The sequence below is a fragment of the Bacillus sp. PS95 genome, assembly GCF_037963565.1.
Taxonomy (GTDB): Bacteria; Bacillota; Bacilli; order Bacillales; family Bacillaceae; genus Bacillus; species Bacillus subtilis.
The window spans coordinates 199,242-221,127 of sequence record NZ_CP150160.1 but is presented as its reverse complement, the minus strand read 5'-3'; the positions used below and the strand labels follow the sequence as shown (position 1 = coordinate 221,127).

The following is a 21,886-nucleotide window of genomic DNA, read 5'->3' as shown; positions in this document are numbered from 1 at the left end:
AGATTAGCTCCTTATGAAATATATTGTTTAAGGTAGTCTGGGTGACTCTCTACTGACTTTGGTTTTGCTTCACCTAATCGAACTAACCAAAGATAGAGTACCGCGAAAAAAACGGAAGAACGATGACGAGCAACCCACGTACCTAAAGCACTGCCAAATAGTAAGAGACATACGACAATCATGACAGCTGACATTGGAGGTTGAACACTTTGAAAAATGGTTGTATGCAGCCACTTATAGAAAAGGTGATGAATGATAAAATATACGAGGGCTGCTCCTCCTAAAACAGTTAAGCCGGCAATTCGGCCAATTCGGCCCTCTCCAAAAGCGACAAGCTGAGTCCAAGAAACGGACAATGACCACCCTAAGATCAGCGCACTGATTAAGTGATACCCGTCCCCAGGAGCAGTGAGCCAAAAAGCAACACCTATAACTAAGGATAAAATCCGACCAGCCATGGCCCATAAATAGGATGTTCTTTCATTAGTGCGAGCCGATACTTCATGACGCCCTACTGCTGAACCAGCTTGTAGAAACAACGTAGCTTTGAATAAACCATGTAAAATAAGATGAATAATGGCTGCTATATAGGCGCCTAATGCACACTGAATGAGCATAAACCCCATTTGTCCAATCGTGGAGCCTACTAACTGGCGTTTATAATCAACCTGGACTAAACTAATTCCAGTTCCAATCAATACAGAAATGCCAGCAAGCAGAAGTAAGATAATCGAAGCGATACCACCATGAAATAGAGGTGAAAATCGAGTTAGTATTATTCCTCCAGCATTTACTAAACCTGCATGCATAATTGCAGAAACTGGGGTTGGAGCAACAATAGACTCAACCAACCATCTTTGGAACGGCCATTGAGCTGCAGGAATGATCACCGCCAGTACAATCAATAGCTGAATCCCTGTTCTCTCCCATTCTCCCAGCCCAGCTAAACTTTCATTTGTTACAACCAATAATAACTGCCATTGACCTGTGGCATGAAAAAGCCACATCATCGCAAAAAACAAAGAAAACCAACTTAACAAAAATAACCGGCCAGAAATTTTGGCTGCTTCACTAGCCACTTGCCAAGCACTGTTTAACCTTATAAGTAAGGTTAAACCAACAAGAGTTGCTCCCCAAAATAGAACCATCAAACGGAGATCACCACTTAACCATGTCATTGAAGCAGCTCCTGTTGTGAAAGTAAAAAGCGTAAAATATTTTCGATAAGATCGATCCCCCATTAAGTAACGTACAGAAAAACGCTGAATGATGAATCCAATTGCAAGAACAAAGAAAGTCATTAAACAAGCTAAGGAATCTAAGTGCCAAGGGCCAACATTTCCACTCACACCACTATTGGCAAGAATCAGTAAGGAAACCAAAAGTGGTAAAGCCAAGATCCCAATATGAATGCGAACAAAACTCAAGGGTACTCGCGGATGTAAAAACAATAGTCCACTAATCCCAGAAGTCATAAGCATAATAAAAAATAATGTTAATAATGATGACAAACTCAGCGAAACTAACATTCTAAATTCTCCCTTTTTTAAAACTCATTATTGGTCAAAAGACCTTTCAATCAGATCATATTTGTCTATTATTTATTTCAATTTTTATTTATCTCTATTTTTTTCCAACAAAAAAGCCGACAACTTCAAAATTTCAATGATTATGTTAGATCATTGAATCCTGAAAATTGTCGGCTTCACTTCAACTAACTTCAGCGAAGTTTTTTGAAGTGCTACCTTATTATTGGTCTTTACTTTATGCTATGTTTTCATTTCCTTTAATATAGTCCTGATTATCAAATAAATCGACTCATGTTCTTCCTTTTTTATTAGGATACTTTTTCATCCTATCAATATTTAAAATTAAATATGAAAAGAATGCTAAAGGCCTACATATTTTAAAAGGAAAAATAAACATCTGCATCGATTATTAAGTTACGTATAAGATATGCTAAATTTTAAAAGTTGTCAAGTTTATCAGTAAACTGGTCTTTACTTTCCTCTAAAAGAATCCAACCCATTATAGATGATTCACTTTCAATGAGGAACATCCATTTCAGATGAAGCTCGCTTTTCCAGATCGAGGAGCAGTGTCTTCATTTCGAATCCGCCCCGAAAGCCAGTTAATGAGCCATTCTTTCCTATTACACGATGGCACGGTACAGTAATTAATACCGGATTAGCCCCAATAGCCGCACCTACAGCACGAACAGCTGCTGGTTTATTTATATCATTTGCAATGTCGGAATAGGATTTCGTCTGTCCATAAGGAATTTCACAAAGTGCATTCCAGACGGCTAGCTGAAATTGCGTACCGGCGTACTCAACTGGAACAGTAAAGTTTTTCCGCTTTCCTTCTAGATATTGAGTGATTTCAACGGCATAGGGTTCAAGCTTATCATCATCTTCAACAAGAAGACTTCCCGGAAAGCGTTTCCTAGCCCATTCGAACAATTCCTCGATTGGTTTGTTCTGTGAACCTACAAACACAAGCCCCTTTAAAGTTGAAGCAATATAAAAATTCCAATTCTTGAACATTAGTAAAGACCAATAAAGGGTTGGTTTATTTGTTTCCATTGTACGTTTCCTCCATTTTACTCATTTGACGAAATTGTGCTGGTGTCTGTCCAGTTTTCTTTTTAAATAAAGTAATAAAATAAGGCGCGTTAGCTATACCCACACATATAGCGATATCTCCAATCGCTTTATTTGTCTGAATCAAATACTTTTTAGCCGTGTGTACTCTAACTTGTTGTATATACTCAACCAGCGTAATACCTTTAATCTTTTTAAATGTTCGATGCATATGATACGGACTCCCATGACAAATATCTGCTAACGATTCTAGCGTTAATTTTTCTGTGAAATTTTTATCAATGTATTCAGTAATTAAATCAACCCATTCGCTATCAGGCATTTTTTCATTAGTGGGCTTGCATCGTTTACAAGGGCGAAAATTTGCGCGGAGAGCTTGTTCTGCGTTTGGAAAAATACATACATTTTCTTTTTTCGGAACACGAGATTTACAGGATGGTTTACAGAATACCCCTGTCGACTTTACAGCGTAGAAAAATTGATTATTATACGCTGCATCATTATTTATAATTGCTTGCCACTTTTCATCTGTTATCATTTCTGCATCATTCGAAATTCTATGCTCATGGCTCTCTTTATGTCCGTTATTGATACTATCCGGCATTTATCTCACCTCTCCTTACAATGCTCATCTAATTCAGTTTGAATTGAATCCCAATTTAAATTTTCGACACGCGTTTTTTATATCTTGGGCCATTTTTATCTACTCCCGTTTAGCATTCTTGATAACTACACTATAACCTCATAAATAGAAAAAAATAAGGTGGTTAGAATGTAATAGCAAGATAACAAAATGAGTAAAGATGATTATGTGATAAACTAATTTCAACCAGCGTGAGTTTTCTTATAATTATTTAAGATAAGGAGAAAGAAAAAGTGGCATGGCATGAAGTCAATGATGTTATCGTCATTACATTACCTGAAATATTCGACATGAATGCGAACCTAGGCTACCTAACCAGGGAAAAAAATGAATGCATGTATGAAATAGAGAACAATATCATTACAAAAGTTATAGCCATTGGGAAAATTCGGTCCTTAGTGCAGGTAAGCGTAATCAATAATAAACAAATGATTGTTCAATTCCTAAACGATTCTAGACCTGTTGAGCAGTGGAAACGGGAAGAGATTGTAAAATATATTCATGAATGGTTTGATCTTGATAACGATTTAACTCCATTTTATGAAATGGCAAAAGCAGATCCATTACTTAAAATGCCTGCCCGAAAATTTTATGGGTTGCGAGTGATCGGCATTCCCGATTTATTTGAAGCTTTATGTTGGGGAGTTTTAGGGCAACAAATTAACTTAGCCTTCGCGTACTCCTTAAAGAAGCAATTTGTAGAAGCATTTGGCGATTCTATTGAATGGAATGGTAAAAAGTATTGGGTGTTCCCACCGTACGAGCGAATTGCACGGTTAACCCCTACCGACCTGGCAGATATTAAAATGACGGTGAAAAAAAGTGAATATATCATTGGAATAGCCAGATTAATGGCAAGTGGAGAATTATCGAGGAAAAAATTAATGAAAATGAACTTTAAAGATGCTGAAAAAAACTTAATTAAAATACGAGGAATCGGTCCTTGGACAGCCAATTATGTTCTAATGCGCTGCCTTAGGTTCCCGACAGCTTTTCCAATCGATGATGTGGGTCTAATTCGTTCGATAAAAATATTACGTAATATGAATCGAAAGCCTACGAAAGATGAAATCTTAGAAATATCGTTTTCATGGAAAAAATGGGAGTCATACGCTACCTTTTATTTATGGCGTGTCCTTTACTGAATCATTTCAACTTAAACCGGAATGTACTCAATAAAAAAAGGATGAACTTTAAAACCTAATCTCACAAGTACATTGTAAGTGCGACTTCTAGAATTCTTTTGCCTTTATTAATTGACAATAAAAAAACACGTTATCATTCCAATAGGCTCTTCGATTTTCGGATTTCTAGCATGCTAAATTCCAACTGCTATCAAAAGCGTATCTTAATGAGGAACTGCTCTCTTATATCTGTATTAACATTAGAAAACTCAGTTAGGCAAAAGCAGTTTCTCTCCAAGTCTTAATGACTTTTAACCTCGTTAACCGACCTAATGTGGAAACATCTTAAATCTATAGCCATGGCCGATAGATAGTCGAGTCCTGTACCATCACCTTCTTTAATCCATTTTTCCACTGTAGACGTTCTTTCTCTTTTGGACATAAAAACACCCCTTTAGACAATCTTATCCAAAGGGGTTAAACATTTATTACTCCACAGTAACACTCTTCGCAAGGTTACGCGGTTTATCAACATCACAGCCGCGATGCAGTGCAGCATAGTAAGCGATCAGCTGCAATGGAACAACAGATACCAACGGAGCAAGCGCTGGGTTTACTTCCGGCAGTACGAATCTGTCATCCGCATCGTCTAGGCCTTTCAGTGAGATGATGCATGTGTTTGCTCCGCGAGCGGCAACTTCTTTGACGTTTCCGCGGATGCTTAGGTTTACGTGCTCTTGAGTTGCCAGTGCGAATACTGGTGTTCCTTGTTCGATCAAGGCAATCGTTCCGTGCTTTAGCTCACCGCCGGCAAAACCTTCTGCCTGGATGTAAGAAATCTCTTTCAGCTTCAGTGCGCCTTCGACACATACGAAGTAGTCAAGGCCGCGTCCGATGAAGAAAGCGTTTCTGGATACAGTCAGGTATTCACGGGCGATCATTTCCATTTCGTCTTTCTGGTCGCATAGAGCTTCCATTGCGTTTGCAGCGATACCGAGTTCTTTGACGAGGTCAAATCCGATATCGATGCCGTTTTTGTCAGCAGCCACAGAAGCAAGAACCGCAAGAACTGCAATTTGTGCAGTGTATGCTTTCGTTGACGCAACAGCGATCTCAGGGCCTGCATGAAGCAGCAATGTATAGTCAGCTTCACGAGAAAGCGTTGATCCAGGTACGTTTGTGATTGTCAGGGCTTTGTGTCCGAGTGCTTTGACTTGAACGAGAACCGCGCGGCTGTCTGCTGTTTCTCCGCTTTGAGAAAGGAAAATGAAGAGCGGTTTCTTAGACAGAAGCGGCATGTTGTAGGAGAATTCACTCGCTACATGCACTTCAACCGGCACGTTTGCCCACATTTCAATATATTGTTTACCGACAAGTCCTGCATGGTAGCTTGTTCCGCAGCCAATGATATAGATGCGGTCCGCTTCCGCTACAGCGGCAGCGATATCGCCAGGCACAGACAGCTTGCCGTTTTCATCTTGATACGTTTGGATGATTTTGCGCATAACAACAGGCTGCTCATCCGTTTCTTTCAACATGTAGTGAGGGTACGTGCCTTTTTCGATATCACTGGCATCAAGCTCAGCAATATAAGACGCACGTGTAATCACGTCACCATCAAGGTTTTTGATGACAACTTGGTCATCAGTGACGATAACCATTTCTTTATCCATCAGCTCTACGTATTCGTTGGTTACTTGAAGCATCGCCATTGCATCAGATGCTACGACGTTGAATGTATCTCCAAGACCTACTAATAGAGGGCTTTTGTTTTTCGCTACAAAAATCGTTTCTCTGTTGTCGTTATCGAATAAAGCAATTGCATAAGAGCCTTTTAACAGTGTAAGTGTTTTGCGGAACGCTTCTTCTGTCTCAAGTCCTCCATTGACGAATTGCTCGATTACTTGAACGACTACTTCTGTATCGGTGTCACTTTTGAGCTCTACATCTTGCAAATACTCTTGCTTCAGCTGAACATAGTTCTCGATCACGCCGTTATGAACAAGTGTAAAGCGTCCCAGTGCGCTTTGATGCGGGTGAGCGTTCAGATAGCTTGGTTCGCCGTGTGTAGCCCAGCGAGTATGCCCAATTCCGGCTTTCGCTTCTACATTGGCATCCACAACTTCACGAAGATCTGCAATGCGTCCTTTTTCTTTGAACACATGGATTCCCTGTTCGTTGGCAACAGCAATACCAGCAGAGTCATAACCGCGATACTCAAGCTTCTCTAACCCTTTTAATAAAATTTCCTTCGCATCAAGCTGACCGATATAACCTACGATTCCACACATATTTTTCTTCCTCCTAAGATTGTAAAAGGAGACGAAGAAAGTCAAATTTCAAGGGGACTTTCAATCGTCCCCTCCTACATGTTTTTTGGAAGATCATGTGATTTCTCTTTGTTCAAGGAGTCACCCCCTTGGTTTGAAGAAATCCTTACGGCTGTGATCTGCACACTCAGCCGGGAGGCATCCGCCGAAAATTCGATAACCTCCATCCTCGTCAACTAAGCCTTTTTCCGGGCGCTTAGTTCGGGCGCTATAATTATAGGTAAAGCAATAATCCCGTCTTCTTTTCCTATTGAGAAAATAAGAACAAGACAAGCTTGATTTTACAACATGTGGCATAAACGGTCAATTGTTTTTTAAACAACTTTGCCGTATGTCTCACAATTATCTTATGTAAACCTCGCTTGTCTTGTTCACTCTCTGATAATAGACTTCGTTACTCTAATCCCATTTCTGACCGGACGACTTCAACAATGCGATTGACATACTCATCGCACAGCTCTTTCGTCTTCGCTTCAGCCATGACACGGACGAGCGGTTCAGTTCCTGAAGGGCGCACCAAAATCCGGCCGTCGCCGTTCATTTCTTTTTCAACTTCAGAAATAACTGCTTTTACTGTTTCATTTTCTTCAACTTTATATTTATCAGTCACTCTCACATTGACTAACAGCTGCGGGAACTTCTGCATTTCAGCTGCAAGCTCTGACAGCGGCTTGCCTGTGGCTTTCAAAGTGTTCATCAGCATAATAGCAGACAATAATCCGTCCCCTGTCGTGTTGTAATCAAGGAAAATAAGATGTCCTGACTGCTCTCCGCCGACGTTGTAGCCGTCTTTTTTCATTGCTTCTACTACGTAGCGGTCGCCGACAGCTGTCTGTACGCTTTTGATGCCTTCTTTTTCGAGCGCCTTATAGAAGCCGAGGTTGCTCATCACGGTTGAAACCAAAGTATCATCCTTTAAACGGCCCTCTGATTTCAGGTGTTTTGAGCATATGTACATGATTTGGTCGCCGTCTACAATATTTCCTTTTTCATCTACAGCAATCAGGCGGTCGCCGTCACCGTCGAACGCAAGACCGAGATCCGCGTTTTTCTCTTTGACAAACGCGCTGAGCGCTTCGGGATGAGTCGAACCGACGCCGTCATTAATGTTTAATCCGTTCGGGGAAGTCCCCATTGTAGAAACATCTGCATCTAAATCAGCAAACAGGTGTGTCGCCAAGGATGACGTTGCGCCATGGGCACAGTCCAATGCCACATGAATGCCTGTGAAATCTTCATCAGCTGTCTGTTTTAAGAATTGCAGATATTTTTGTCCGCCTTCAAAATAATCGTTTACAAGTCCAAGGTCTGCTCCGACAGGTCTTGGCAGCTTATCCTCAGGTTCGTCCATCAGGCGCTCAATTTCAGCCTCTTGTTCATCAGAAAGCTTAAATCCATCTCCCCCAAAGAATTTGATGCCGTTATCCTGCACCGGGTTATGAGAAGCGGAAATCATGACGCCCGCCTCTGCATCCATCGCTTTTGTCAAATAAGATACACCTGGTGTAGAAATGACACCCAGGCGCATGACTTCTGCGCCAATGGATAAAAGTCCGGCGACAAGGGCTCCCTCCAGCATATGGCCGGAGATGCGTGTATCGCGGCCTATCAGCACCTTTGGACGTTGTTTGTCTTTTGTCAGCACATAACCGCCGAAACGTCCGACTTTAAAGGCCAGCTCAGGTGTAAGCTCACTATTGGCGACACCTCTTACACCGTCTGTTCCAAAATACTTGCCCATTTTATAATCGCTCCTTTTTTATTCCGATGAGGATTGTGAATTCGCAGTGGATTCATCCTCATCCTGATCTTGGTTTTGATCTTTATTTTCGTCTTGGTTTTGATCGTTGTTGTTTTTATCAGTGTTCTTTGTATCTTCTTGCTGATTGTTCTTTTGATCATTTGTTTGTTTATCTGTGTCATCCTGGTTCCCTGATGTATTGCTGCTGTTATCATTCGTTGATGTATTGCTTTTCTTAGACGTCAGCTTGATTTTGGCGTTTTTCCGCCCCAAGGACCAAGTTACATTCTGTGGCCCGTTCACTTCAAGCTTCACGCTATGCTCCCCGTCCTCTAAATCTGAAACATTCACATACAATTCAATATCTGATTTTTTCAGTTTATTTATATTCGTGGGAGAGCCTTTAGCCGTTACATCTATCGCTTGTGATTCAGGATCAAGAAATTCAATGTTTTGTGAGCTGCTCAGCCCTACAGTCTTGATAGGGACATTCTCGAACTTCTGATCCGCTTCACTGTCGACTTCTATATGCAAAGTCACCTTTGACGGTGAGATTTTTTTGACACCGTCAGGAAGCGGAATATCTGCCTCGATATCGGAATCCTTGTTAATTTTACTTAAATCTAAGCTGACGCCGTCAATAAATTCAAGAGAATCCAACACATCCTGTGAGCCGTAAACCGTTACCTCACTGGGGCTGGATTCAATATTCGCTATGCTGACACCGTCAGGAAGGCTTCCTGTCCGTTCAATTTTAAAGGGCACTTTTTTACTCGGGCTTGTCACCGGAACCGTAATCTTGATGACCGAGGGCTCCACGTCGACAGGAAGCGCGTTTCCGTCTTTATCATAGACAGTCACTTTCGCTTCCTTTTCAATCGTTTCATCTGCGTTTTCCAAATTCACTGAAGCTTTTACAAGAGAAATATTATCGATGACATTTTTCGATCCGGTAATCTGCACATTTTTCGGACTGACAATCGGCTGCTCCGGAGAATAGCCTTTTTTCATCTTGCTTTTGTTGTAGTACTCCACTTCTACGGGAAAACTTTTGGTCGTCCGTTCCTGAATGGTCACTGTCGTAACAGACGGATTAATTGAGATTGTCAGCCCATCCGACACGTTTTTGGCCTTAAGCTCAACCTTATGTGTGCCGGTTTTCAAATGTTCCATATCAGCATATATTTCAAAGTTTTTGGTCTGCCGAGCCTTTTTCACGGCGCTTGTCGAGCCTTTTATCGTGACATTAACCGTTTGCGGAACACCCGTCACGACGTAATTTTCATCATCATAATACGCTTTAACCGGAATATCAGTCAGAGTTGCTTCATCAGTTGTTGATGTCGGAAAGAAAGATTCACCCGGTTTTTTGGGAGTCGGTGCTTGGTTGCTGTTAACCGCCACATAAAGCAAGAGCGCGAAAAGCAGAGCAATGATTTTCACAGCCCAGCGGTTGTTTAAGAATTTATCCATTTTTCTTGCCCCTCCAATACCAGCGGTTAGAAGAAGTGTCTCTGGTGTTTTTCTTAAACTCGGCTTCAAGCATTTCTTTCAGCGCTTCTTCTGTAAGCTCTCTGTGAAGGTCGCCGTTCTTTGCCACACTGACGCCGCCGGTCTCTTCAGACACAATAATCGTCAAACTGTCTGTTACTTCACTGATACCGACAGCCGCTCTGTGCCGCGTGCCCAGTTCTTTTGAAATAAACGGGCTCTCAGAAAGCGGCAGATAACAGGCGGCCGCGGCAATTTCATTATTTTTCATAATCACCGCACCGTCATGAAGCGGGGTGTTTGGGATAAAAATATTGATCAGCAGCTCAGAGCTGACTTTGGCATTTAGTGGTATGCCAGTCTCAATATAATCCCCCATTCCAGTATCCCGCTCAATGGTCAGCAGGGCGCCTATACGGCGTTTCGCCATATAATTGATTGCTTTTGTAATGGCCTCAATCGTTTTCTGCTGCGCTTCTTCAACAGGCGTGCCGCTCCTCGAAAAAAAGCGGCCGCGGCCTAACTGTTCAAGCGCTCTTCTCAGCTCAGGCTGAAAAATAATAATAATTGCTAAAAATCCCCATGTTATCGCTTGGTCCATCAGCCATTGAAGTGTGCTGAGGCCCAAATATTGGCTGGCCATACGAACAAGCACGATGACTACAATTCCTTTTAACAGCTGAACCGCTTTCGTGCCGCGTATCACCATAATCAATTTATATATCACATACCAAACAAGGAGAATATCAACGGCATTGCCGAGGTACTGCAAAAAAGGGATATCCTCAAAAGCCATTTCCTCGTCCTCCAAGATTTCAGTCATTTCGTATTTTGTGTTTTACGTGTTACGCATATGTACTTTACATAGCGAGCCCATTATACCACATTTCGATTTAGCAAGTGAAATGTGCCAGCCCTCTCAGCCCGCAAAAAAAGAGCAAAGCGGCTAACGCGCTTTACTCTTCTCCCTTCGGACTGAATGCATCGAGTACACTTTTCCCCGCAGACTTCATCTTGTACCATGTCCAATCGAATAATTGATTGATTTCTTCAATCTGACCGGTGACTTGTCCAGCAGAGGCCATATACTTTTCGCCGTTTACGACGGTTACATCCCCGTCTATTTTGCCTTTAATAATCAGCTTGCCGTTTTTAACAGTGACATCACCTTTGACCGTCTCACCTTCTGGCACGGTCACAGTATGGTTATGAACCACAAGATTCGGCTGCTTGGACACGCTGAAATTGTGGTCATTATGCCAGCTGTTAAAAAAACCCCCGCCCATCAAAATGATGAATACCGCAGCAGCTGCGATAACGGGATGGGATCTGAACCATCTTTTTACAGAAGCTCTTTTCTTCTCCTTAGGCAATTTTGCCATGACATTAGCGGTAAAATCCGCGGGGGCTTCGACATGCGATGTGCTCCGTACGAGCGCTATGGATTTCTCCATCTCGTAAAAATGCTTTCTGCATTTCTCGCATGTCTCCAGATGTTTATTTAATACGTGTTCATCTTTTGGAAGGATATCTCCATCAAGATGCATATGCATAAGCTGCACAATTTGTTCAGGACAGCTCATTTCATCACCCCACTTAAAGATCCCTTAATTGTTTTCTAAGAGCCTCTCTGCCTCTGTGAATCCGCGTTTTCACAGTCCCCACAGGAATATTTAGAATCTCCCCGATTTCAATTAATGAGAGTTCGTCAATATACTTTAATACGATGACTGTTCTGTATTTGTCAGGAAGCTTTAAAATTTTCTGCTGTATCGTGTTTGAGAGCTCCAGCGACACAACTGCATCTTCAGGCAAAACACCATCTGCGGCGATTTGAGAATACATGGTCAAGCCTTCCGTACCAGCCACCTCTGCATCGAGGTAATAATCCGGCTTCTTTTTGCGAATGCGGTCAATGGTCAAATTGGTCGCGATTCGATAAAGCCAAGTTGAAAATTTCCGGTTAATATCAAAACTGTCGATATTAACGTACGCTCTGATGAAAGCTTCCTGTGCAATATCCTCCGCCTCATGCACATTGCCAAGCATACGGTAGCAAAGCTGATAAATTTTATCTTTATAAATATCTACGATGTCCGCAAATGCATTCTGGTCGCCTTTTTTGACTTGTTTAATTCTTTTTTTAATCATCATTTCCATATTTATCTAACCTCTGCCTTCACCGGTCTGTATGTATACGAGCTTCGTTTCAAAAGGTTTCAATTTTTTTATAAAATAAGTTTATCAAATTTTTGGCAGGGTGTAGATGGTAATTCGTGAATAAACTACCTTAACATATTTTTAAAATTATTATACAGACTGAACAGTTAGAAGTTGGAATGATTTTTCCGAAAAGAAAAAAGACACCTTTTGATCAAAGGTGTCTGTGACTGGGCTAGCTGGATTCGAACCAACGCATGACGGAGTCAAAGTCCGTTGCCTTACCGCTTGGCTATAGCCCAATAATGGTGGAGGGGGGCAGATTCGAACTGCCGAACCCTGAGGGAGCGGATTTACAGTCCGCCGCGTTTAGCCACTTCGCTACCCCTCCACATAAAATTTTGAAAAAACAGTGCCGGCAAGAGGACTTGAACCCCCAACCTACTGATTACAAGTCAGTTGCTCTACCAATTGAGCTACACCGGCAAGATGGTGGAGGATGACGGGCTCGAACCGCCGACCCTCTGCTTGTAAGGCAGATGCTCTCCCAGCTGAGCTAATCCTCCAAATGGTGACCCGTACGGGATTCGAACCCGTGTTACCGCCGTGAAAGGGCGGTGTCTTAACCGCTTGACCAACGGGCCGTTGTGTTCTCGTCGAGCTGACAAAAGTTATTATATACAGGTCACCCCCTGTTTGTAAAGAGAAAAATTAAATTTTTTATTTTCAAACTTTTTAACTCCTTTTTTAACTGAAAAAGCCTCCCAACTAAAGCCATTTATTTTATGATAGAGACAAGCAAAGCAAGAGAGGAGAAACCAATATGATACTAGTCAGTTCTTGCCTTGGAGGCATTGAATGCAGATATAACGGCTCTCACGCAGCGTCGGAGAAAATCAGAAAACTAGTCGATGAAAAGAAAGCAGTCATGGCTTGCCCTGAACTTCTCGGCGGCTTCTCTACCCCACGCGAACCCGCAGAAATCATAGGAGGCACTGGCGAGGATGTCCTCAATGGAACAGCGAAAATCGTGACAGCTTCAGGAGAAGACGTCACAGAACTATATATGGAAGGCGCCGCGAAAACATTGGCTTACGCAAAAGAAATCAACGCTTCTGCCGTCATATTAAAAGAAAACAGTCCATCTTGCGGAAGCGGTTTTATCTATAACGGCACATTCTCTGGCAAAAAAATCACCGGCAGCGGAGTAACCGCCGCACTGTTAAAACAAGCGGGCTACCGCGTCATTTCGGAAAACGAGCTTAACGACATATTGTAAGGAGGCCACCCCATGACTCAAGACATTTCTTTATCCTTCTATAAGCCTGAACACTTGCCCGAGCTCCAATCATTCACGCTCACCAACGATGACAAACGCTTTACCTCCCTCCCGAAAGAGGTGCTGTCTCAGGCTCTGGGCATACAGGACCGATACCCGGTTGTCATCTTAAAAGACGACCTTCCAGTCGGTTTTTTCATTTTACATGCATCAAAAGAAACGCTTGCTTCCTATTCTAACAATCCATTTGCTTTACTGCTCAGCTCCCTGTCTTTAAACGCTGTGCATCACGGAAAAGGCTATGCGAAAAAAGCCATGCTTTTGCTTCCCGCTTTTGTGAGCGGATATTTTCCATGGTGCGACGAAATCATCTTGGCCGTCAATCATCTGAACATACGCGCAAAACACCTTTATATGAAAAGCGGGTTCCTTGATAAAGGACGGCGAAGAATCGGGCCGCTTGGAGAACAGTTGATCCTTCATCATTTCTTATAGTCTTAAGTGAAATAAAATTTCAAAAATTTAAAAACATAGTTGAAATATCATAACAGAAATGAATATACTGAATATTGAGATATATCATTTTAAAACAGGGGGCATCCTCATGTCAGAACCATTAAACCTTCACCGTCTCACAACGGAATCACGCAATAGCCAAACAGTTGAAATCCACAAAGCAAACACTCTCGGCATCCTTAAAATGATCAACAACGAAGATATGAAAGTCGCTGCAGCCGTTCAGGAGGTTCTCCCCGACATCAAAACAGCTGTAGACTGCGCATATGAATCGTTTCAAAATGGAGGCCGGCTCATATATACAGGCGCCGGCACAAGCGGCAGACTCGGCGTCATGGATGCTGTTGAATGTCCTCCCACCTACAGCGTAAGCCCAGATCAGGTCATCGGAATCATGGCTGGAGGCCCCGAAGCCTTTTTACAGGCAGCAGAGGGCATTGAAGACAGTGAAGAAGCAGGAGCTGAAGATTTAAGAAACATACAGCTCACTTCAAATGACACCGTCATTGCCATCGCAGCAAGCGGCCGCACACCCTACGCCGCAGGCGCCCTAAGATACGCCCGCAAAGTCGGAGCACACACCATCGCCCTTACTTGCAATGAAAATTCCGCCATCAGCAAGGATGCGGATCACAGCATTGAGGTTGTCGTCGGACCTGAGGCCATTACAGGATCAACACGTATGAAAGCCGCAACCGCTCATAAAATGATTCTAAACATGATATCTACCGCTGTAATGGTCAAAATCGGCAAGGTTTACGAAAACTTGATGGTAGACGTCAACGTCAGCAACAAAAAACTAAAAGAACGCGCCATCAGCATCATCCAAAGCCTTACAAACGCTTCATACGACACAGCCAGATACACTCTGGAACAAGCCGATCATCACGTTAAAACAGCAATCGTCATGCTCAAAACAAGCACAGATCAGAAACAAGCAAAGACATTACTCGATGAAGCAAACGGTTTCATTGACAAAGCAATCGAACATTACCATCCATGATAAGGAGAGAACTAGAATGGCCACAGGCGGTTTAGCGATCATCCAATCAATGAAGCATAAGCTCCCTCCATCCGAGCGCAAACTTGCAGATTATATCCTAGCCCATCCCCACAAAGCAATCGAAAGCACGGTCAACGAAATCAGCGCCTTAGCCAATTCAAGTGACGCTGCCGTCATCAGGCTCTGCAAATCACTCGGTTTAAAAGGATTTCAAGATTTAAAAATGAGAGTAGCGGGCGATCTGGCAAAGCCTACTTTTCAGGGCTACCGGGATATTGTTCCCCACGAGCCGCTGCCCTCCATTTCCGAAAAAACGGCCGGCAATGCCATTCAAGCCATTCAGGATACTTCAGACCTGATGGACTACAAAGAGCTTGAGCGAGCGGTTTCTCTGCTTCTCAAAGCTCATACCGTGCATTTTATCGGCCTCGGGGCTTCCGGCATTGTCGCCAAGGACGCCCAGCAAAAGTGGCTTCGCATTCATAAACAAGCAACCGCGTTTACAGACACTCATCTTGTGGCATCTTTAATCGCAAATGCAGATAAAGACGACATCGTATTCGCCATTTCGTTTTCAGGAGAGACACAGGAAATCATTGAACTGTTTGCCATGGCTAAGGAAAAAGGCATCACAACGATCAGCCTCACACAATTCAGTCAGACATCCGTCTCCGCACTGGCTGATGTCCCTTTGTATACAGCCCATTCCAATGAAGCCTTGATTCGAAGTGCAGCCACTTCCTCCCGCCTCGCCCAGCTTTTTATAATTGATGTTTTGTTTTTAGGCATGGCGGCTGAGCAGTATGAAACGACAACCGGTTATATCGATAAAACGAGAGCAGCCATACAATCTATGAGAATAAAATAAGGCATCTTGAAGGGGAGGGGTTTTAATGAGCAAAGAAAATAACTACCATCATCTCGCACAGAAAATCCTTGAGCTATGCGGAGGAAAATCCAATATTTCTTCATATACGCATTGCATGACACGCCTGCGCATTACGCCTTACGATGAAAGCAAAGCGGATGCTCAGGCTTTAAGAAAGCTTGACGGCGTATTGGGGGTCGTTGAAGCTGAAACCTTACAAATTATCCTCGGCACAGGAGTCGTCAATCATGTTACAGCTGCTTTCTCAAAGCTCGTGTCAGCAGAAGAAGGTGCCGATGTCAAAGAAGCAGCCGCCAAAAAGAAAGCCGATATCAATCGGAAAAATGCCACTCCTTTTAAACTTTTCTTACGTAAAATTGCCAGCATTTTTATCCCTCTTATTCCCGCTCTAGTCGCTTCCGGTTTAATTACTGGGATTACCAAAGCAATTATTCAAGCAGGCTGGCTCTCTGCAGACTCACAAATTGCGATTATCCTGACAGTCATCGGATCAGGGCTGTTCACTTATCTCGGCATTCTCGTCGGTATTAACGCTTCGAAAGAATTTGGCGGGACACCCGCACTTGGGGCTTTGGCCGGGATCTTGATTATCAATCCGGAGATCGCAAAAATCAGTTTATTTGGAGAAGAGCTTCTCCCGGGCAGGGGAGGTCTGATCGGCGTCCTTTTCGCAGCCATATTCATTGCTTACACCGAACAATTTATTCGCCGTTTTATCCCTCAATCACTCGATATCATTGTCACACCCACCGTTTCACTGTTAATCACCGGAATCGTAACGTATGTCGTATTTATGCCTTTAGGCGGATTCATTTCTGATGCCATTACATCCGGCCTTCTGTCCATCCTGGACATCGGCGGCATCGCTGCAGGCTTTATTCTGGGCGCAACCTTCCTTCCTCTCGTCGTAACCGGACTGCATCAAGGCTTGACGCCTGTGCACATGGAACTGATCAATTCAATTGGCAATGATCCTCTGCTCCCTATTTTGGCTATGGGAGGTGCAGGACAGGTAGGCGCGGCCTTTGCCGTTTTCGTGAAGACGAAAAAAACAACACTGAGGAAAGCAATCGCCGGCGGGCTTCCATCGGGACTGCTCGGCATTGGTGAACCGCTTATTTTCGGAGTCACGCTGCCGCTTGGCCGTCCGTTTTTAACAGCATGTTTAGGAGCTGGAATCGGCGGCGCCTTTCAAGCTTATTTTCAAGTAGCCACCATTGCGATTGGTGTCTCCGGACTGCCGCTTTCTTTTCTAGTCCTGCCTTCGCAAATCATCCTGTATATCGTTGGGCTCTTTATTTCCTACGCGGCCGGTTTTTTATTGACCTATGCATTCGGATATAAAGATGAAATGGCTTCTCAGTTCGATTAAATTGTTTCTGTTTTAGGGATAGTAAACGGGATAGAAGCACAGAAAGGGGCTAGCCTGTGAAAACAAAGACACTGTTCATATTCAGTGCCATTTTAACCCTATCGATATTTGCGCCAAATGAAACCTTCGCACAAACAGCAGACAACTTGATTGAGCCGAAAATCATAAATGCAGAAACTGCACAATTCTCGACGAAGAAGCTAAGGAAGGTAGATCAGATGATAGAACGGGATATTGCAGCAGGATTTCCAGGCGCCGTTCTTGTGGTGGTGAAGGATGGACGCATCATAAAAAAAGCAGCATACGGCTACAGTAAAAAGTACGAAGGATCAGAACTGCTGCGCCGTCCGGCCAAAATGAAAACCCGCACGATGTTTGACTTAGCCTCAAATACAAAAATGTACGCAACAAATTTTGCATTGCAGCGCTTAGTCAGCCAAGGAAAACTTGACGTCTATGAAAAAGTTTCTGCATATTTGCCGGGTTTCAAGGATCAGCCGGGTAACCTCATAAAAGGAAAAGACAAGATACGTGTCATTGATGTCCTCCAGCACCAATCAGGGCTCCCATCAAGCTTTTACTTTTACACGCCGGAAAAAGCCGGCAAGTACTATTCCCAAGAACGGGACAAAACGATTGAATATTTGACGAAAATTCCGCTCGATTATCAAACCGGGACAAAACACGTATACAGTGACATTGGATATATGCTACTTGGGTGTATTGTCGAAAAACTCACTGGCAAACCGCTTGATGTCTACACGGAGCAAGAGCTCTACAAACCGCTCAGGCTGAAGCATACCTTGTACAATCCGCTGCAAAAGGGCTTTAAACCGAAACAGTTCGCAGCTACTGAACGAATGGGCAATACACGTGACGGCGTTATTCAATTCCCTAACATCCGCACAAACACGCTGCAAGGAGAGGTGCATGACGAAAAAGCGTTTTACTCAATGGATGGCGTGTCTGGGCATGCCGGATTGTTCTCAAATGCAGATGATATGGCCATACTGCTGCAAGTCATGTTAAACAAAGGTTCATACCGAAACATTTCTTTATTTGATCAGAAAACAGCCGACCTGTTTACAGCACCTTCAGTAACAGACCCGACATTCGCTCTTGGCTGGAGGCGGAACGGAAGTAAAAGCATGGAATGGATGTTTGGCCCTCATGCCAGCAAAAATGCTTACGGGCATACCGGCTGGACGGGGACAGTTACAATTATTGATCCAGCATACAATTTAGGCATCGCATTGTTAACAAATAAAAAGCATACACCAGTTATTGATCCGGAAGAAAATCCAAACGTCTTTGAGGGTGATCAATTTGCAACAGGCAGTTATGGAAATGTCATAACTGCGATTTATGAAGCGATGGAGTGAATGATTAGACGATAGGAGGAAGTTTCTATGAGACCTGTCTTTCCGCTTATCCTTTCAGCCGTTCTCTTTCTTTCATGCTTTTTCGGGGCCAGACAGACAGAAGCCTCTGCATCCAAACGTGCAATCGATGCCAATCAGATTGTCAATCGTATGTCGTTAGATGAAAAACTCGGCCAGATGCTGATGCCTGATTTTAGAAATTGGCAAAAGGAAGGCGAGTCCTCTCCGCAAGCCCTTACAGAAATGAATGATGAAGTCGCCAGCCTCGTCAAGAAATATCAATTCGGAGGCATCATCCTTTTTGCAGAAAATGTAAAAACAACAAAACAAACTGTCCAACTGACAGACGATTACCAAAAGGCAAGTCCAAAAATCCCGCTCATGCTGAGTATTGATCAGGAAGGCGGCATTGTAACGAGGTTAGGGGAGGGCACTAATTTCCCAGGGAATATGGCGCTGGGCGCAGCCAGAAGCAGAATCAATGCGTATCAGACCGGCAGCATTATCGGGAAAGAGCTCTCTGCCTTAGGCATCAATACAGATTTCAGCCCTGTCGTGGACATTAACAATAATCCCGATAATCCTGTAATCGGCGTACGGTCATTCAGCTCCAATCGAGAACTGACATCACGTCTCGGTTTATACACGATGAAAGGGTTGCAGCGGCAGGATATCGCGTCTGCCCTCAAACATTTCCCGGGACATGGAGACACGGACGTTGACAGCCATTATGGACTGCCGCTCGTTTCCCATGGCCAAGAACGGCTTCGTGAGGTCGAACTTTATCCTTTTCAAAAAGCAATTGATGCTGGTGCTGATATGGTGATGACAGCCCATGTTCAATTCCCTGCCTTCGACGACACCACATACAAAAGCAAACTCGATGGATCGGACATTCTGGTTCCAGCTACACTTTCGCAAAAAGTGATGACAGGTCTTCTTCGTCAGGAAATGGGCTTTAATGGGGTCATCGTTACCGATGCGCTCAATATGAAGGCAATTGCAGATCATTTCGGACAGGAAGAGGCTGTGGTCATGGCCGTAAAAGCTGGTGTCGATATTGCATTAATGCCAGCCTCAGTCACTTCAATGAAAGAAGAACAGAAATTCGCACGTGTTATTCAAGCTTTGAAAGAAGCCGTGAAAAACGGGGATATTCCTGAACAACAAATCAACAAATCAGTTGAAAGAATCATTTCCCTGAAAATAAAACGCGGCATGTATCCAGCACGAAACAGCGACAGTACAAAAGAAAAAATAGCCAAAGCCAAAAAAATCGTAGGAAGCAAGCAACACCTGAAAGCAGAGAAAAAAATAGCTGAAAAAGCAGTGACCGTATTAAAAAATGAACAGCACACTTTGCCGTTCAAGCCTAAAAAAGGCAGCCACATCTTAATTGTGGCACCTTACGAAGAACAAACGGATTCAATCGAACAAACCATTCACGATCTCATCAAGCGAAAGAAAATCAAACCCGTATCCCTCAGCAAAATGAACTTTGCCAACCAAGTATTTAAGGCCGAGCATGAAAAACAAGTAAAAGAGGCTGATTATATCATTACCGGCTCCTATGTCGTCAAAAATGACCCTGTCGTCAACGACGGTGTCATCGACGACACAATATCAGATTCAAGCAAATGGGCCACCGTGTTTCCGAGAGCTGTCATGAAAGCCGCACTGCAGCACAACAAACCATTTGTCTTAATGAGCCTGCGCAACCCCTATGATGCAGCTAATTTCGAAGAAGCAAAGGCACTGATTGCAGTCTATGGCTTTAAAGGATACGCAAATGGCCGTTATCTTCAACCTAATATTCCGGCCGGAGTGATGGCGATATTCGGCCAGGCAAAACCTAAAGGCACACTTCCAGTTGACATTCCGTCAGTCACGAAACCAGGGAACACCCTTTACCCATTTGGCTACGGATTAAATATCAAAACGGGAAGACCGCTTTAATAAGGAGGGACACATGAGAAAAACAATATTCGCTTTTCTGACAGGGCTCATGATGTTCGGAACGATAACCGCTGCCTCTGCTTCACCCGATTCAAAGAATCAAACGGCTAAAAAACCTAAAGTCCAGACTGGGATAGACACGCTCTTGCCAGACTATAAAAAACAGCTCAAGGGAAAACGCATCGGACTGATCACCAATCCAACCGGAGTAAACGCATCTCTGAAAAGCAGTGTCGATATTCTTTACGAGAACCCTGATATCAAACTGACAGCTTTATTCGGCCCTGAACACGGCGTCCGCGGTGACGCCCAGGCTGGAGACGAGGTAGGCTCTTACATTGACGAAAAAACCGGGGTTCCCGTATACAGCCTCTACGGAAAAACGAAAAAACCGACTCCAGAAATGCTGAAAAATGTCGATATTCTAATGTTTGACATTCAGGATGTCGGGACCCGTTTCTACACGTACATTTATACAATGGCATACGCAATGGAAGCCGCTAAAGAAAACGGCATTCCATTTATGGTGCTGGACCGTCCGAATCCTCAAGGCGGGAATCATATTGAAGGACCAATCTTAGAACCTGAATACGCCTCATTTGTCGGATTGTATCCCATTCCATTGAAGCATGGGATGACGATAGGCGAATTGGCTTCACTGTTCAACAAAGAATTTAGTATTGATGCTGATCTTACAGTGGTAAAAATGAAACACTGGAAACGAAAAATGGATTTTGACGATACCCGATTGCCTTTCGTCCTCCCTTCGCCTAACATGCCGACGGTGGAAAGCACATTTGTTTATCCTGCAACCGGGCTGATTGAAGGAACAAATATATCCGAAGGGCGAGGGACAACAAAGCCATTCGAATTGATCGGAGCTCCCTTTATCAAAAGCACAGAACTTGAAGAAACATTAAACAGCCTCCATTTGCCGGGCGTTACATTTAGGGCAGCATCCTTCACACCGACGTTTTCTAAACATCAAGGAAAGCTTTGCCACGGTGTGCAGCTCTATGTGACAGACAGAGATAAGTTTGAAGCCGTTAAAACGGGTCTTTCAGTCATTAAAACCATACACGATCTCTATCCTGAGGATTTTGAGTTCCTGTCAACAGGTTCATTTGATAAACTGGCAGGCAACGGCTGGATCAGAACAAAAATTGAAAATGGAACTTCGGTTGAGGACATCATAAACAGCTATGAAACAACACTCCAACAATTCAGCAAAACAAGAAAAAAGTATCTCATTTATTAGAACGGAAGCATCATATGTTACACGTGTAACATATTCTTATTGAACGAAAGACCCTTACTTTTACACATAAGTAAGGGTTTTTTTCATGCTAAAAACCCACCCGCTTTATATAGGAAAACTTTCATTTATTTGGTACAAT

General features: G+C 43.3%; 19 protein-coding genes and 5 tRNA genes. 9 read left to right on the top strand and 15 right to left on the bottom strand.

Annotation, left to right across the window (positions count from 1 at the left end; all coding sequences use genetic code 11):
- Nucleotides 1–11: 11 nt before the first annotated feature.
- From NSQ12_RS01290 to adaA, 3 genes are all read right to left on the bottom strand, one after another.
- Complete coding sequence (locus NSQ12_RS01290) at nucleotides 12–1,529, bottom strand: NADH dehydrogenase subunit 5 (RefSeq protein ID WP_198879016.1); 1,518 nt, start codon at nucleotides 1,527–1,529, stop codon at nucleotides 12–14.
- A 516-nt stretch (nucleotides 1,530–2,045) separates the two neighbouring features.
- Nucleotides 2,046–2,585 carry a methylated-DNA--[protein]-cysteine S-methyltransferase gene (adaB, locus tag NSQ12_RS01285; RefSeq protein WP_029317265.1) on the bottom strand — a complete coding sequence of 180 codons (540 nt, stop codon included), beginning with the start codon at nucleotides 2,583–2,585 and terminating at the stop codon, nucleotides 2,046–2,048.
- Nucleotides 2,572–3,207 carry a bifunctional transcriptional activator/DNA repair enzyme AdaA gene (gene adaA / locus NSQ12_RS01280; RefSeq protein ID WP_339175697.1) on the bottom strand — a complete coding sequence of 212 codons (636 nt, stop codon included), beginning with the start codon at nucleotides 3,205–3,207 and terminating at the stop codon, nucleotides 2,572–2,574. The genes adaB and adaA overlap by 14 nt, the downstream gene beginning before the upstream one ends.
- 272 nt (nucleotides 3,208–3,479) lie before the next feature.
- Here adaA and alkA point away from each other — a divergent pair, with 272 nt between their 5' ends.
- A complete protein-coding gene (gene alkA / locus NSQ12_RS01275) occupies nucleotides 3,480–4,391 on the top strand; it encodes a DNA-3-methyladenine glycosidase II (RefSeq protein ID WP_339175695.1) in 912 nt (303 codons plus the stop codon).
- A 280-nt stretch (nucleotides 4,392–4,671) separates the two neighbouring features.
- On the opposite strand, the gene NSQ12_RS01270 is transcribed toward alkA, so the two are convergent.
- From NSQ12_RS01270 to NSQ12_RS01215, 12 genes are all read right to left on the bottom strand, one after another.
- The gene (locus NSQ12_RS01270; protein ID WP_129092894.1) at nucleotides 4,672–4,812 is read right to left on the bottom strand and encodes a hypothetical protein; all 141 of its coding nucleotides are present in this window, start codon (nucleotides 4,810–4,812) and stop codon (nucleotides 4,672–4,674) included.
- A 46-nt stretch (nucleotides 4,813–4,858) separates the two neighbouring features.
- The gene (gene glmS / locus NSQ12_RS01265; RefSeq protein ID WP_015252962.1) at nucleotides 4,859–6,661 is read right to left on the bottom strand and encodes a glutamine--fructose-6-phosphate transaminase (isomerizing); all 1,803 of its coding nucleotides are present in this window, start codon (nucleotides 6,659–6,661) and stop codon (nucleotides 4,859–4,861) included.
- A 433-nt stretch (nucleotides 6,662–7,094) separates the two neighbouring features.
- Nucleotides 7,095–8,441: a phosphoglucosamine mutase gene (gene glmM / locus NSQ12_RS01260; protein WP_198879015.1), complete on the bottom strand. Its 1,347-nt coding sequence runs from the start codon at nucleotides 8,439–8,441 to the stop codon at nucleotides 7,095–7,097.
- 18 nt (nucleotides 8,442–8,459) lie between these two features.
- A complete protein-coding gene (cdaR, locus tag NSQ12_RS01255; protein WP_024571951.1) occupies nucleotides 8,460–9,914 on the bottom strand; it encodes a CdaA regulatory protein CdaR in 1,455 nt (484 codons plus the stop codon).
- Entirely contained in the window at nucleotides 9,907–10,728 is an 822-nt protein-coding gene (gene cdaA, locus NSQ12_RS01250; RefSeq protein ID WP_003223651.1) for a diadenylate cyclase CdaA, read from the bottom strand. The genes cdaR and cdaA overlap by 8 nt, the downstream gene beginning before the upstream one ends.
- 160 nt (nucleotides 10,729–10,888) lie before the next feature.
- Nucleotides 10,889–11,515 carry an anti-sigma-W factor RsiW gene (gene rsiW, locus NSQ12_RS01245; RefSeq protein ID WP_038428286.1) on the bottom strand — a complete coding sequence of 209 codons (627 nt, stop codon included), beginning with the start codon at nucleotides 11,513–11,515 and terminating at the stop codon, nucleotides 10,889–10,891.
- A 13-nt stretch (nucleotides 11,516–11,528) separates the two neighbouring features.
- Nucleotides 11,529–12,092 (bottom strand): RNA polymerase sigma factor SigW, encoded by a 564-nt coding sequence (gene sigW / locus NSQ12_RS01240; protein WP_014478649.1) that lies wholly within the window; start codon nucleotides 12,090–12,092, stop codon nucleotides 11,529–11,531.
- A 230-nt stretch (nucleotides 12,093–12,322) separates the two neighbouring features.
- A tRNA-Gln gene (locus NSQ12_RS01235) sits at nucleotides 12,323–12,394 on the bottom strand.
- 4 nt (nucleotides 12,395–12,398) lie between these two features.
- Nucleotides 12,399–12,483: transfer RNA gene (locus tag NSQ12_RS01230), tRNA-Tyr, on the bottom strand.
- A 22-nt stretch (nucleotides 12,484–12,505) separates the two neighbouring features.
- A tRNA-Thr gene (locus NSQ12_RS01225) sits at nucleotides 12,506–12,578 on the bottom strand.
- 4 nt (nucleotides 12,579–12,582) lie between these two features.
- Nucleotides 12,583–12,658 (bottom strand) — tRNA-Val (locus NSQ12_RS01220).
- A gap of 3 nt (nucleotides 12,659–12,661) precedes the next feature.
- Nucleotides 12,662–12,736: transfer RNA gene (locus NSQ12_RS01215), tRNA-Glu, on the bottom strand.
- Between the two features lie 179 nt (nucleotides 12,737–12,915).
- Between NSQ12_RS01215 and NSQ12_RS01210 the strand changes: the two genes are divergently transcribed.
- The 8 genes from NSQ12_RS01210 (at nucleotide 12,916) to NSQ12_RS01175 (ending at nucleotide 21,747) form a co-directional block, all read left to right on the top strand.
- On the top strand, nucleotides 12,916–13,371 hold the full coding sequence (locus NSQ12_RS01210) for a DUF523 domain-containing protein (RefSeq protein ID WP_003234960.1): 456 nt from the start codon (nucleotides 12,916–12,918) through the stop codon (nucleotides 13,369–13,371).
- A gap of 12 nt (nucleotides 13,372–13,383) precedes the next feature.
- On the top strand, nucleotides 13,384–13,866 hold the full coding sequence (locus NSQ12_RS01205; RefSeq protein ID WP_014475628.1) for a GNAT family protein: 483 nt from the start codon (nucleotides 13,384–13,386) through the stop codon (nucleotides 13,864–13,866).
- Between the two features lie 109 nt (nucleotides 13,867–13,975).
- Nucleotides 13,976–14,890, top strand: coding sequence for an N-acetylmuramic acid 6-phosphate etherase (murQ, locus tag NSQ12_RS01200; protein WP_017694928.1), 915 nt, complete (start codon nucleotides 13,976–13,978; stop codon nucleotides 14,888–14,890).
- A 16-nt stretch (nucleotides 14,891–14,906) separates the two neighbouring features.
- Nucleotides 14,907–15,758, top strand: a complete 852-nt coding sequence (locus tag NSQ12_RS01195; RefSeq protein ID WP_015252968.1) for a MurR/RpiR family transcriptional regulator — start codon at nucleotides 14,907–14,909, stop codon at nucleotides 15,756–15,758.
- Between the two features lie 25 nt (nucleotides 15,759–15,783).
- A complete protein-coding gene (locus tag NSQ12_RS01190; RefSeq protein WP_003234968.1) occupies nucleotides 15,784–17,151 on the top strand; it encodes a PTS transporter subunit EIIC in 1,368 nt (455 codons plus the stop codon).
- Between the two features lie 56 nt (nucleotides 17,152–17,207).
- Nucleotides 17,208–18,533 carry an N-acetylmuramoyl-L-alanine amidase gene (amiE, locus tag NSQ12_RS01185; RefSeq protein WP_163138463.1) on the top strand — a complete coding sequence of 442 codons (1,326 nt, stop codon included), beginning with the start codon at nucleotides 17,208–17,210 and terminating at the stop codon, nucleotides 18,531–18,533.
- Between the two features lie 27 nt (nucleotides 18,534–18,560).
- Nucleotides 18,561–20,489, top strand: a complete 1,929-nt coding sequence (gene nagZ / locus NSQ12_RS01180; RefSeq protein WP_163138464.1) for a beta-N-acetylhexosaminidase — start codon at nucleotides 18,561–18,563, stop codon at nucleotides 20,487–20,489.
- 13 nt (nucleotides 20,490–20,502) lie between these two features.
- On the top strand, nucleotides 20,503–21,747 hold the full coding sequence (locus NSQ12_RS01175; protein WP_120027719.1) for an exo-beta-N-acetylmuramidase NamZ domain-containing protein: 1,245 nt from the start codon (nucleotides 20,503–20,505) through the stop codon (nucleotides 21,745–21,747).
- The last annotated feature ends 139 nt before the right edge of the window (nucleotides 21,748–21,886 follow it).